The organism is Caballeronia sp. LZ032, assembly GCF_031451315.1.
Taxonomy (GTDB): Bacteria; Pseudomonadota; Gammaproteobacteria; order Burkholderiales; family Burkholderiaceae; genus Caballeronia.
Genome location: NZ_JARUXP010000001.1, coordinates 2339742 through 2352188, shown reverse-complemented (window position 1 = coordinate 2352188; position 12447 = coordinate 2339742). Strand labels below are relative to the sequence as shown.

Annotated in this window: 12 protein-coding genes; 6 read left to right on the top strand and 6 right to left on the bottom strand. The window is 57.3% G+C overall.

The annotated features are described in order from the left end of the window. Positions 1 to 62 precede the first annotated feature (62 nt). The 6 genes from QCE69_RS11035 to QCE69_RS11010 all read left to right on the top strand — a co-directional run bounded on the left by QCE69_RS11035 (position 63) and on the right by QCE69_RS11010 (position 3744). Positions 63 to 272, top strand: coding sequence for an AlpA family phage regulatory protein (locus QCE69_RS11035; RefSeq protein WP_309930693.1), 210 nt, complete (start codon positions 63 to 65; stop codon positions 270 to 272). Beyond that, positions 273 to 572 carry a hypothetical protein gene (locus QCE69_RS11030; protein ID WP_309930691.1) on the top strand — a complete coding sequence of 100 codons (300 nt, stop codon included), beginning with the start codon at positions 273 to 275 and terminating at the stop codon, positions 570 to 572. It begins immediately after the preceding gene. After that, positions 556 to 1431, top strand: coding sequence for a Rha family transcriptional regulator (locus tag QCE69_RS11025; RefSeq protein ID WP_309930689.1), 876 nt, complete (start codon positions 556 to 558; stop codon positions 1429 to 1431). Before QCE69_RS11030 ends, QCE69_RS11025 begins: the two co-directional genes overlap by 17 nt. A gap of 284 nt (positions 1432 to 1715) precedes the next feature. After that, positions 1716 to 2294: a hypothetical protein gene (locus QCE69_RS11020; RefSeq protein ID WP_309930688.1), complete on the top strand. Its 579-nt coding sequence runs from the start codon at positions 1716 to 1718 to the stop codon at positions 2292 to 2294. Then, positions 2291 to 2665, top strand: coding sequence for a hypothetical protein (locus QCE69_RS11015; RefSeq protein ID WP_309930686.1), 375 nt, complete (start codon positions 2291 to 2293; stop codon positions 2663 to 2665). Before QCE69_RS11020 ends, QCE69_RS11015 begins: the two co-directional genes overlap by 4 nt. A gap of 356 nt (positions 2666 to 3021) precedes the next feature. Then, a complete protein-coding gene (locus tag QCE69_RS11010; protein ID WP_309930684.1) occupies positions 3022 to 3744 on the top strand; it encodes a hypothetical protein in 723 nt (240 codons plus the stop codon). A gap of 368 nt (positions 3745 to 4112) precedes the next feature. On the opposite strand, the gene QCE69_RS11005 is transcribed toward QCE69_RS11010, so the two are convergent. The 6 genes from QCE69_RS11005 to QCE69_RS10980 form a co-directional block, all read right to left on the bottom strand. After that, positions 4113 to 4703 carry a recombinase family protein gene (locus QCE69_RS11005; protein WP_309930683.1) on the bottom strand — a complete coding sequence of 197 codons (591 nt, stop codon included), beginning with the start codon at positions 4701 to 4703 and terminating at the stop codon, positions 4113 to 4115. Between the two features lie 518 nt (positions 4704 to 5221). Beyond that, complete coding sequence (locus QCE69_RS11000) at positions 5222 to 5998, bottom strand: hypothetical protein (protein ID WP_309930682.1); 777 nt, start codon at positions 5996 to 5998, stop codon at positions 5222 to 5224. Continuing rightward, the gene (locus tag QCE69_RS10995; RefSeq protein WP_409021204.1) at positions 5982 to 6638 is read right to left on the bottom strand and encodes an orotidine 5'-phosphate decarboxylase / HUMPS family protein; all 657 of its coding nucleotides are present in this window, start codon (positions 6636 to 6638) and stop codon (positions 5982 to 5984) included. The genes QCE69_RS11000 and QCE69_RS10995 overlap by 17 nt, the downstream gene beginning before the upstream one ends. Next, positions 6635 to 7051, bottom strand: a complete 417-nt coding sequence (locus tag QCE69_RS10990; protein WP_309930678.1) for a phosphoribosyltransferase family protein — start codon at positions 7049 to 7051, stop codon at positions 6635 to 6637. The genes QCE69_RS10995 and QCE69_RS10990 overlap by 4 nt, the downstream gene beginning before the upstream one ends. Before the next feature lie 695 nt (positions 7052 to 7746). Next, entirely contained in the window at positions 7747 to 8490 is a 744-nt protein-coding gene (locus QCE69_RS10985) for a hypothetical protein (RefSeq protein ID WP_309930676.1), read from the bottom strand. 794 nt (positions 8491 to 9284) lie between these two features. Continuing rightward, positions 9285 to 12434, bottom strand: a complete 3150-nt coding sequence (locus QCE69_RS10980) for an error-prone DNA polymerase (RefSeq protein ID WP_309930673.1) — start codon at positions 12432 to 12434, stop codon at positions 9285 to 9287. Positions 12435 to 12447: the final 13 nt, after the last annotated feature.

Below are 12447 nucleotides of genomic sequence, written 5' to 3'. Positions count from 1 at the left end.
GTGTCCACAACCGCCACAAGAGTCGTGACGGTGTACTACCTCCATTGATCTCGGAGATGAAAATGATGAACGGCGAAGATCGTCTCGATATGAAAGCGACCAGCGCACTGGTCCAGGTCGGCGATTCGACAATTCGACGCTGGGTTGCCGACGGCTGCTTTCCGAAACCGATCGTTCTAGGACCCCGCTCACGCTTTTGGCTGCGCTCGACAGTAGAGTGCTGGCTCGCGGATCGCGGCGTCAGCGTGGGCACTGGCGGGGAGGGCAAGTAAATGGCCAGCATCGAATGGACCGCCGACCTGATAGCCGAGCGCGCGGCTGAGTACATGCGCGTCAGGATCGTGCTTCGCGACGCTCGGTACGCGTATCGGCAGGCTTGCGCCCGCTTCAAGGATCGCCGCAGTGGTGATTTCGTCGACGTAGCTGATCCGGCCTTCCGCCGTGCGACCCGCAAGACCTACGCCGCATACCAGCATGCTCGTGCAGAGGAACGCAACGCCGGGCGCCGACTCGAGACTGCTGTTCGCGGTAGCCAAGTGTTTCACGAGATGTGCAATGACCGCCGTCGTTAATATTGTTGCCGCCCTCGAGGCAGATCGAGGCCTCCTGCGCGTGCGCGACGGCGTACCGGTGGTCGACAGCCTGGTGATCGCGCGCGAGTTTGGCCGACGGCATGACAACGTGCTCCAGACGCTCGATTCGCTGGTTGCCGACGGCACGATCAACCACCTTGATTCCAAGGCCGTTGAATACCGCGATGCTAAGGGCGAGAAGCGCCGCGCGATCGAGCTCGATGAGCGTGGCGCGCTGATCGTGATGCCGTTCGTTGGTGGTCGCAAGTCTCGCCTCGGGCAGAAGCGGCTGGTCGACGCGTTCCTCGAAATGCGCGATCGACTGCGTGCGACGGCCGAGGCTCAGAAGCAGGCAGCGCTGGCGCCCATGTTGAAGTCTCCAGTCGGGGACCTCGCGTTGGCGGAGAGTATCGGCCGCCTGCTGAACGTTTCCCCGAGCGGTCGCGTCGAACTGCTCCGTCACGTGGCCAAGAACCACGGCCTCGACGAGAGCCTGCTGCCGGCCTACGTGGTCGACGCGCCGGCAGACGCCCCGCCGGGATCGAGCGAGGCCACGGCGCCGATAACGCAGCTGCTGAAGGAGCACGATGTGCAGATGGGGCCCGTGGCCTTCAATCGACTGCTGGAGCACGCAGGGTTGCTGGCTAAGCGTATTCGTTGCACGACGCAGGCACGTTTCGAAGGAGGCGAGAAATCCTTCTGGATGATCACGGGAGCCGGATTGCGCTTTGGGAAGAACCTCGTGGATGTGCGTTCGCCGCGCGAGACTGCGCCGCACTGGTTCGTGAGCCGCTTTCCGGACTTGCTTTCCTCTCTGCGTCCGGTGTATCGGAAGCTTCGCCAAGAGGGCTCGCTGTAATGATCAGCGAGGACGCGAAGGCTACTTGAATCGGGCCGGAGAGACTGAACTGGACGGATTCTAGGACCTCGATAGAGTCTCGCACTGGTTTTTCTCGTAAAAAACGCGTGTCAGAGTCTGACACTCAGCGACGTCTATACGTCGGACGCATTGTGAAGGCGGCGATTCTGGACTTTCAGGCTTGATGTGGACGCCCGTCTACACAGCTCGTCTACAAAAGCGCTCGTGATGCGATCGTCTCCCCATCCAATTGCTTGCACTTGAACCACATGGTCTCCCACCGTATGAACGCTGAGAATTGGCAAAACGCTCGCATCCAGTGGGAGAGTGAGCCAACCGCCAGCTATGCACAAGTCGCTGATTCGTTTGGAGTTTCAAAGGCCCTTGTTGGGCGAAAGGCGAAAGAGCAGGGCTGGCAAAAACGTCTCTCGGCAGACGTTGCCGCCGATCGCGCGCATGAAATCGCAGCTTCTGAATTTACACATTCGGCTATTGGGCAACCCGGGCAAGCGCCGGTTGTAGACGCGAATCGCTCCGGAATTCGGCCCGGCTTGCCGACGGTGAGCAGCGGCGTTCCGGTCGACCAAGCTCGTGCCGCTGCCGCGGCATCAGCTGTCGGTCGCCGCGCTGAAGTCGAAATTCGGCACGGCCAGGAGCATGCCGCGGCTCGCAGTCTTCTCTATGGGGCGATGAAGTCTCGGGACTTCGAATCCACAAAACAGGCAAAGCTTGCTCTCGAGAGCTTGAAGATTCTGCATGATCTCGAGCGCCGAGCCTGGCGACTTGATGCTTCTCCGGCGAACGCTCTGCCGGCAGTGTCGATCACGATCAACCGGCGCTCGCGCGCGAAGGACAACACGTGAAGAAAACCAGCACACTCGAAGGCCTCGAAGCCATTGAGATTTCGATGCAACCGAGAACCGATCCGGTGCTGGATCTTTGTTCCGTTGCCGCGCGTGCGCACGTGGCCGCTGATTCGCTCATGAGCGACGATCCACTGCGACACGCTCTCGATCAGGAACTGGATGCGATGCTGTCATCACCGGGAACTGTCGCGAACCAAGAGCGGAACGCCGCATTGCTTGCGCGGCAGCGGGCCGATTGGGAGACCGTGCGCACGCTCGCGGTCGCCGCTGCACGAGCCCGTGACGTCAATGGCGCTAGATGCGCACGCGACGCAGCCGAGGCCTTGGCTTTTGCTTACGCGGGACTGCGCAGCGGGCTCGCGGCATGACTCCGCTGGGTGTGCTCGCAGATTTCCTGGAAGAGGCGGCTGCCGACGCCATTCGGACCTCTATACTCGGCCATCTCAATGTCTCTTGCGGGAACTGACCGGTCGTTCGAGTGACTGGCCACCGGCGGCGGCCAGCGACTAAGGCTGGCCGGAGGCCGCTAATCTACCGTTGGCAATAGCGTTCAGTGGTACGTGGGCATCACCACGTTTGAGAGCGAATCAAGCCGTCGCACGGCTTCTAAGTACGCGCTGGCCTGCCGGTAAAAGGACGAGCAAGAGTCCGTCTTTTTCGCTGCAGCAAATCTCCAGCGCAATCAGATAAACTCGCGGCAAGCAAATCCAACGACGAGGCAGCAGTGGCGGAGGACCCAAAAGAGATTGTCATTGGCGACATCTCAGTGCGACGACTCGAAAGCATAATGCTGGCTGCGGAAAGGCATTTTCAAGGCCGCACGCTTCAATACGCCAATGATAGATTCATCTATGTAAAGCGGGGCACGGACTGGTCGGATCTCGAAAAGCGAGGCATTGACCATGAAGAGTTGCTTCTTGTCTGTGCACCAACGAGTGACCCGCTCATCTCCTACCCGGACACTACCTGGTGGTTCAAGCTGACCTATACGCCTGGCGGAAGGCTCGAGGCTCCTCCAACTGATCGAGGCGGTGGCTACGATTACGTAGCACTCGAGGGCACAAAAGACAGGATGGGTAACGACTACTTAGCCCGGTTTGGCTTGCTGTTCCATTACGGCAACGGAAAACACTACGATGAATTCGCCCATGGGGATTTGCTCACATTAGAAACGCATCTTTCTTTCCTGACTCAGACAACCCTGACGTTGAAAAGATGGGCGCACTCTGGGTACAGCATGATGGTGCGTTGTGGCATCGTAGGATGCGAAGGCAGACGTTCATCAACCGAAATTTCCAACGAATATCTGAATCGATTCTTGGCGCGGAACTCCTACCCAAATTTCGCGACGCTTCGCAATAAATTGGTCTGCAAACATTGCGGCGTACGCCAAGCGGAAATGCAATTGCCCCCAGACGCCTTCTGCTGGCCATTGCTCGTTACATAACCGGATTGATTCGGATGACGCGCGTTGGTGCGTCATCTGCGGAGCAGTTGGTGTAAAGGGCTGCACCGCGGCCGTCCGAGCCCATAAGCGCTCACCGAGTACAACATCCCACATGTACGCCAGCTATTCGAGTGACCGCTCTTCGTGTCGGACCAATGGCGGAATGTGGTCCGACCTCGGACCACCGCACGAATCCTCTTGGAAGATCTACGAAGAGCGAGGAATTGGGGGAGGCTTCGGTCGTTTTGCGGCGGCTCGTGCGCGTATGAGCGCTACCATCACGGCAGTCATGTCAGCTCGTTGTTCTGCTGGAAGCGTCGCAAGGCGTGCTCGCCAGTTAGCGACTGCTGCTGAGACCGATCGCGATTTCATGCGCTTACCTGCATAGCGCGATCGCGGATTCGCATAACAGTTGGCCGCGAGACCGCAAGTGCGCGGGCGATGGCTGAGACGCTTTCGCCTGCAGCCAGGCGGTCGAGAACTGCGTCGCGTTGCTGCTCGCTAAGCGCGCGAGGACGGCCCATGACCTTTCCTTCCGATCGAGCGCGCGCTAAGCCCGCTTGAGTACGCTCGATCAACAGATCCCGTTCGAACTCTGCGACCGCGCCGAGCACGCCCATTGTCATCTTTCCTGCCGCGCTGGTGAGGTCCACGCCACCGAGCGCCATGCAATGCACGCGCACGCCGATGCTCGCGAGGTGCTCGACGGTCGCGCGTACATCCATCGCGTTGCGGCCGAGCCGGTCGAGCTTCGTGACGATCAGCACATCACCATCCTCCAGCCGATCGAGCAGTCGGGAAAAGCCGGGGCGCTCGCGCGCGGCGACGCTGCCGCTGATGTTCTCGGCCACGATGCGGCGCGGCTCGATTGCGAAGCCGGCGGCTGCGACTTCTGCCAGCTGGTTGGCGGTGGTCTGATCTGCGGTGCTCACGCGCGCGTAAAGGAACGTCCTGCTCATTGTGCCTTTGTTCTCCAGATGTCCAAAAACGGTGTACCGATTATGGCCGGTGAACAAAACAAGTCAAGGCTAGTTTTTGAACACCCCTTGTCGGGATGCACATAACCGCTCATTTTTATGCAGGGTTGCGTGTCTATCCTCGGAGTAAGGGATGCTCCAGACGTCTTGATATTTTGAGCTCGAAACCGCGAGCAGACGAGAGCAGAGTGCGTCAGCGCTGGAAGAAATACTTCTGCTTTATGCGATTCGATGCAAGGTCTGTCGTCAGGTCGGAGTGCCCTTCAGCTAAGCAACATGCGCGCTGAGAAGGCAGAGTTCGGCCCGTTTCTGCCGCTCGCACCAGTCAAAGGAAGGCGCTCAAATGAATGAATTACTCCGATACTCGACCAAGGTGCAACGCGCACCTGTCTCTTGAGGTAATGCACGAAATGCAGCTTGATGCACATTTGAGATCAGGAAGCCAAGACAGCCGCCGCTTAGTATCCAATCCGTCGTTACCCCCGAGGGCTTGTTCCGTGTCAGCGGCTGGTAGCTCCGGGTGTGCTGAGGGTTTGCCGAGCAACCGAAAGCACCTGGTAATTGATTGTTGATCCCGTTTTTACAGGGGTTGCACTCTCCCAAAGCACGTCAAAGTATTTCCGAACCGCATCGACTTCTGCTTTTCTGTAAAACTGTATCCCGAGACTAATTTTGCGCGGCGATCGAAGTTCCGGAAAGCTAAATGCTGCCCCTTTTCGCCCAATGCAAATTATCTCAGGTATAGCTGGCGATAGATCAATTAAAAATCGCAAGTTATAATTGTCAAACTTCTTATATTCTTTTAAATATTCTTCCATTCGATCGAGATCTGCGACTGAACGCAGGTGCCATAAGCGTTTAACTAAATGGCCGGAAGCAATTTTATCGAGTATCTGTGCTCTGAATTCTCGACGTGCTCGCGACTCCTCTGATAGATCCCAACTTGTAACCCGAGTTGAAAGAAAATCGTCAGCCGAGTCAGTGCAATGAATTCTTACTAAAGCAGCATTGCGCTGCATTACTGTTTCTCTGTCTAAGTATGTAACCGCACGCTTAGAATTATTGTGAAGGAGTATCCACGGGACTGCAAGAACGCAGAAAACGCTGATTCCGCTCATAACAATCTGACCTGTGCTGAGCGAGATTTTGAACTGTCGCACATCACCAAGATTATCAAGCGATGGCCAAAGTACAAGTGCTGCAACACTAATTAGAAGCGAGATAACCCAAGCTACGAGATTTTGGGCAATTGCTCGAATATCAGCCGGATTGATCATGAGTCAATATCTCCCGTAACCTCTCTATCGATTTCACAGGTTCCGGCGATTCCATCACTGATCTCCCAACAATCACTCCACTAATTGGACGCTGTCGTGCCATCAAGATATTTTCGGCATTAACCCCACCAGCTAGAATGAGATTAGCGCTCGAAGGCAGGGTGGATCGTTGAAGCTTATCTATGGCCCTTGAAAATGCTTCATTGGGGTCAATGCCTTCTCCGTGCATGATAAAATTCCGATACCCCAAGGTAAAGAGACGTATGTTCGCCTCATTAGCTGCTTCCAACGAGAGCCCCAATGCACTGACATATATCGTTATTCCGCGCTTCCCAGCCAGAGCAAGCAGTTTCTTCGCTTGGGGTGCCTCTAAGAGTGCGTGAATACTCAAATGTTTCGCCCCTGCCTCGACGAACGGGAGTAATTGTTTGTCCCATAGATCCAAGCATTTGACGTCAACGTATATCCGATCCGCGTCGAGATGTTTAAGAAATTTTCGGAATATGCCCAGCCCAAACGCGGTGATCAAAGGGGTGCCAATTTCAATTAAGTCGGCTTGTGTTTTGGCTAGCGATTTAACGACACCTTCAAATTTTTGAAGGTTGGGATCGTCGATTGCAACTTGTAGAGTTGGCGTCATTCCCAAGGAAAGCTCGGCGGTAGTTGAAGATGATGGACAAAGAAATCTGGACGCTCAAGGGTTCTGTCTGTGATAAATATGCTCGCCGTTTGAACGAAATTTTTTTCTCGTTCCAGAAGACGCTTCGCTTCTACGAGACTCCTGCCACTCTCTAAACAGTCTTCGATCAAGAGCAGCTTTTTGCCATTTGGCATTGGAGACGGAAGCGAATAGGCAACGAGTGTGGTTCTGTTCGTATCTGCATATCGCAAGCCGACGCTCAAAATTTCCTTCACGCCAAGTTCATCCGAGAGAAGACGGGTCGGAATCCAGCCGCCGCGTGCAAGACCGACAAGATAATCTGGACGAAAACCAGATGCACTAATTCTGTTAGCGAGGGACTTAACGAGACCCAGTACCTCAGAAAAGTCCATCGGTGCCTCGCCTGATGAAGACAGATAAAGTCGATAAAAAGCCGCCGAACAACGACATGCTGGGCTTGGGGTTCGATCTATGGTGTCGGATAACGTCCGGCTGATATGCCAAGATAGTTGAAGGAAATCTCGGCATCTGTGAGGGCAACCCCTCATTATTGATTTGGTCTAAACGTGAGCTAACGCACAGACCATGCCCATAGTGGAATGTTCTTGATCGCTCGTCCGGTACCTTGCAGGCAATGATAGAAGAGAAGAGCTTTGACAGCCGTTGCTGTTTCAGCCATCCGCATTGCCCGATAAACGCCGAGCACGGATGACCGGGCCAGTTACTTAGCTATCCTTGAAAGACCAACTGTGCGACCTGCACGAAGCTTTCGAGTTATGCCTTCGCATGCCACGCGCAAGGTTGGCGAACGTCGATTCGTTCATTGAGCACTCGCCGGCCATGAAGCGTCATTCGTCTGGGCCTTCACTCGGTCATTCGGGTGTCGGCTCGCCTCAGGAAGCGGCCGCGGCATTGAGCGCTCGGACGGCAACTCTGGATTAGGTTCGTCGTGTTCATAACTTGATGAGTGCCATTGTGTACGGAAAACTGCACACTGCAAAACATCGGGATGGGCGGCCGCCTGCGTCCGGTGACTTCGGACAATACTTCTGCGAGTTGGGAGACCAACGGAGTAAAGCCCGAAGGGCTAGGGTCGATGCTTTGCTGTTCTTGCCGAAGCCGCCGTGTGACTGGCAGTACTCGGGGACGAGGCGGGGGCGTTCGCCGGGGGCAGACCCAAGATTCCAGGATTCGATGTCAACATGGGAAGCGTCTGCGGAGGAGGCGAAGCCGCGGTGTTGGCGGTGCTCTTGTCCTCGACGACCGGATAAACCGATTTCACAAAGACAAAGAAGAACGCGAACGACGCCGCGAGAATTAGCAGCCCGACATATGACGATTTGAGCGAAAGTTCTGAACGCCGGGCATTCAGGGTCACTTCACTCGCGCTATCCATCGAGCCCTTGCCGGTCGACGCAAGCTGGTAGGCGGCCATCAACTGAAGCCCGGCAAGCAGGACGCCCGAGAATGTGATGATTACAACCATCCACATCAGTACGATGGTTTCAAACTGCTGGGACACGTAAATCAGCCGCCGGATGTTGAAATCATTCAGCGCAGCCTCGACACTGATACGGGACATACACTGCGCGGAAATCTGGCTTTGTGCTGTCAGATCTGCAGTGCTAGCCCCCATGAGCTTCATCGACTGTCCCTGACAAGCCTGGATTCTGCCCATATAGTCGATCGGTTCGATGTGACTGGCGGGCGGCGCTGGGAAGTATCGCGTGGCGATGTACCCTAGTAGTCCCCCAACAATGAGGGTGATCAGCCACGGCTTGAGCAAAGTCCTTACCCCCTTGGCGGGCAAAGCGATAGCGGAATCGTCCATAACCGGCAGCTCTCTCACTGAACAGAGCCAACATAATTCTGACCGTTGGCGCTGCAATAACAGGCAGCGCCGACCGGGCCGGGCCCGCTAAGGCGACAGTATCCGACGCTCGTTACGCATGTGACGCCCAAGGGCGGCACGGCAGGCGTGGGAATCGGGGGGGCGGGGCCGCCCGCGTTCGGGAGGCATGCCCCGAGCGGACTACTGTAGTAGCCGTCGGGACAGGACCAACATGGCGTAGACGCGAGGGAGACGACGCAAGCCAGCAAGCTCTTAACCAAGTTATTTTTCATTCTGATGCCTCACGACGTGTAGTTGTTTCGCTATCAGATACCGACTGGCGGTGGCGAATAGTCCGATTTAGACGCTTGTAGCGGCCGCGACCATCATCCGCTTGAATCAACTTCTGCTGACGATCGTAGTAAACGCTTGATGCAAACCCTTCGTTTCCGAGGACCGCAGGGATGGCGGACCGGATCCGGCATAAGCTGCGCCGCCCTCTTTAGCATAGGCGCCCGCAGCCCATTTCACCGCGTGTGGAGCGTCCGGAATGTGTCGAAGTTGGTGGGATGCTATGAACGTGGCTGCTGAGCCGTTCGCTGTTGCGGCTGTCTGCAATGCGGCCCACTGCTGACCTTGGAACGCAGCCGGGACGAACGGTGGCTAGGGCCGACGAAAATGTCGACAAGGGCCGCGCTCGACTGGCCGGTCCAGTTTTATCTACAGACGCTCGGCGTACCGAGGGTCGAACGGCCGAGGTGGGTCGTCATGCGCCGGTCGACCTGCAGGGAGAATCAACAGAAGTTTCGGCTGACGGCCGTAAGGCCGCCCAGAAGGTGTGACATATCCACCAGCCGTTGAGCGACAAGGTGTCGGACTTCTCCCTCACATTGCCAGGTACCGTACACAGCCAGCAGTGCGGCGCCCAAAGCCTCTCTGCGTTGCTTCTCAAGCAGCGATGGCCAGATGATGACGTTCACATTCCCCGTTTCGTCCTCGAGCGTGACGAACATTACGCCCTTCGCCGTCCCAGGTCGTTGCCGTACGGTCACAAGTCCACAACCGCGAGCCAAACGTCCATTTCGGAAGGTGCGTAGCGTCGACGCCGGCATCAGTCGCTGCTCGAGAAGCGTGGGACGCAAAAGCGACAAAGGATGTCGCCCAAGAGTCAGCCCTGTCGAGTTATAGTCGCTGACAATATCTTGCGCTTCAGAAGGCGCGCCGAGGGCTGGCGTCTCGTCGTCGATCCGAGTATCAGCCAAGAGATCTCGGTCAGGAACGGCAGCGGCCGACTGCCAGAGCGCGTCGCGCCGGTTGCCCGCGAGCGATTGAAGGGCGTTAGCAGCCGCTAGCACTTGCAGATCATGGCGGTCGAGTTGCGCTCGGCGCGCCAGGTCGCTCACGCTCCCAAACGGTCTCACGGCTCGGGCGTTCTCGATGCGTTGCGCGGCGCCATCGCGCATTCCCTTCAACAGTGAAAGTCCGAGACGGACAACTGGTGCCTGGCAGCCTGGCTGAAGTTCGAGCGCCGAATCCCAGCCACTGATCGTCACATCAATTGGCACGACTTTGACGCCATGACGCTGCGCGTCCTGTACGAGTTGCGAAGGCGAGTAGAAGCCCATTGGTTGCGAATTAAGCATCGCCGTGAGGAAAGCAGCCGGTTCATGGCATTTGAGCCAGCTGCTCGCATACACCAGCAGCGCGAAGCTCGCCGCGTGACTCTCCGGGAAGCCGTATTCGCCGAAGCCTTTGATCTGCTCGAAGATCGCTTCCGCAAATGCCTGGTCGTAACCGCGTTGCTGCATGCCGTTGACGATGCGATCGTAATATCTTTCCAGGCCTCCCTTGCGCTTCCACGCGGCCATTGCCCGTCGTAGTTGATCCGCCTCCCCAGGAGTAAAGCCGGCAGCCAGAATGGCAACCTGCATCACCTGCTCCTGAAAAATTGGCACACCGAGCGTGCGGCCGAGTGCGGTCTCAAGCTCCGGGCTCGGATACGAAACCGGCTCGATCTTCTGCCGCCGCCGCAGATACGGGTGGACTGCGCCGCCCTGGATCGGTCCCGGTCGAACGATGGCCACTTCGATCACGAGATCGTAGAAGGTCTTGGGCTGCATGCGTGGCAGCATACTCATCTGCGCCCGCGATTCGATTTGGAAGACTCCGACCGTATCCGCCTGTGAAATCATCTCGTAGGTTACGGGGTCTTCAGGCGGAATATCCTGCATCTCGAAGCGCTCGCCGCGTTGGTCGGAGACGATATCGAGCGTGCGCCGGATAGCCGAGAGCATGCCAAGCGCGAGCACGTCGATTTTCAGAAGGCCCAGCGCTTCAAGGTCGTCTTTGTCCCATTGAATGGCGCTGCGATCGGCCATCGCCGCATTCTCGACGGGCACGAGCCGCGTAAGCTTGCCGCGGCTGATAACAAAGCCCCCCGAGTGCTGCGATAGATGTCGCGGGAAGTTGAGAATCTGCGCAGCCAGTTTCGCCCACATCGTGATGAGGGGGTTCTGCGGGTCAAGCCCAGACTCCTCGAAGCGGCGTAACAGGTCCTGTGAGTGATCGAACCATTGATGGCTCTTCGCGACCTTGTCGACGATCTGCGGATCGATGCCGAGCGCCTTGCCGGTTTCGCGCAACGCGCCGCGCGGCCGATACGTGGACACCGCTGCCGCGATGGCTGCGCGATCCCGTCCGTATTTGCGATAGATGTACTGGATGACCTCTTCACGCCGCTGATGCTCGAAATCAACGTCGATATCAGGCGGCTCACCGCGTTCCTTGCTGATAAATCGCTCGAACAACATGTTGCCGCGCGAGGGATCGACCTCAGTCACGCCCAGGCAGTAACAGACCGCGCTGTTCGCGGCCGACCCGCGTCCCTGACACAGGATGTGCTGGCTACGTGCGAAACGCACGATGTCGTAGACCGTGAGAAAGTACGCTTCATAGCGCATCTCGCCGATCAACTGTAGTTCGTATTCGATCTGCTTTTGCACGTCATGCGGAATGCCCGCAGGAAAGCGTTTATGCGCGCCGATGTAGGTTTCCTGCCGCAAATACGCCTCGTGCGTAAAACCCTCCGGTACGAGCTCGTCGGGATATTCGTAGCGCAGTTCGTCCAACGAGAACGTGCAGCGCTCGAAGATGTTGAGCGTTTGAGCCACTGCATGAGCTGGATATAAGTTGCTGATCCGAAGGCGTGAGCGAAGATGCTGCTCCGCGTTGGGCGCGAGATCGTAACCGCATTCGGCAACGGGCTTGCCGACGCGGATCGCCGTCATCGTGTCTTGCAGCGGTTTGCGGGAGCGCACATGCATGACCACGTTGCCCAGCGCGACTACCGGCACCCGCTGTTGCTCCGCGACGTACTCGACGCTGCCGCGGTGAATGTCATCCATCGCGCGTTGATGCAGGATCATGCCGACCCAGCCGCGCGACGGAAACGTCGCGTTAAGCCATTCGACCTGCGCGGAGAGCGCCTCTTCTTTTGCCGGAAAATCCGGCACGAGGATCGCCAGACAATCGGACATGCCCCGCAAATGGGCGTATTCCTTGTCGGGTTTCGACAGATCGTGTGGCGTGAGAAGGTACGTACCTTTCGCAGCGCGCATGCGCCCGAGCGTGATCAGCTCCGATAGGTTGCCGTAGCCGTTACGGTTCTGTGCAAGAAGAATAAGGCCGAATGCCGGACGCTTGTCGGCGTGGACGAGTCGAAAGTAAGAGCCGATAATCAGCGGCAGCTTTTCTTCCTTGGCCTGCACGTGTGCGCGCACGACGCCGGCGAGAGAACACTCGTCCGTGATCGCAAGGCCCGAATAGCCGAGTTGCGACGCACGCAGCACCAGCTCTTCGCCGTGCGACGCGCCGTGAAGAAACGAAAAGTTCGTGAACGCGAAAAGCTCTGCGTAGTCAGGAAGCGTTGACGAGAAGAGATCCACGGCAACACCACCG

Excerpts from the sequence above, each read along its gene's own strand:
- QCE69_RS11020 (WP_309930688.1), top strand. The coding sequence starts at position 1,716 with ATGAACGCTGAGAATTGGCAAAACGCTCGCATCCAGTGGGAGAGTGAG.
- QCE69_RS10985 (WP_309930676.1), bottom strand. The coding sequence starts at position 8,490 with ATGGACGATTCCGCTATCGCTTTGCCCGCCAAGGGGGTAAGGACTTTG.
- QCE69_RS10995 (WP_409021204.1), bottom strand. The coding sequence starts at position 6,638 with ATGACGCCAACTCTACAAGTTGCAATCGACGATCCCAACCTTCAAAAA.
- QCE69_RS11035 (WP_309930693.1), top strand. The coding sequence starts at position 63 with ATGATGAACGGCGAAGATCGTCTCGATATGAAAGCGACCAGCGCACTG.
- QCE69_RS11005 (WP_309930683.1), bottom strand. The coding sequence starts at position 4,703 with ATGAGCAGGACGTTCCTTTACGCGCGCGTGAGCACCGCAGATCAGACC.
- QCE69_RS11030 (WP_309930691.1), top strand. The coding sequence starts at position 273 with ATGGCCAGCATCGAATGGACCGCCGACCTGATAGCCGAGCGCGCGGCT.
- QCE69_RS11025 (WP_309930689.1), top strand. The coding sequence starts at position 556 with ATGACCGCCGTCGTTAATATTGTTGCCGCCCTCGAGGCAGATCGAGGC.
- QCE69_RS11000 (WP_309930682.1), bottom strand. The coding sequence starts at position 5,998 with ATGATCAATCCGGCTGATATTCGAGCAATTGCCCAAAATCTCGTAGCT.
- QCE69_RS10990 (WP_309930678.1), bottom strand. The coding sequence starts at position 7,051 with ATGGACTTTTCTGAGGTACTGGGTCTCGTTAAGTCCCTCGCTAACAGA.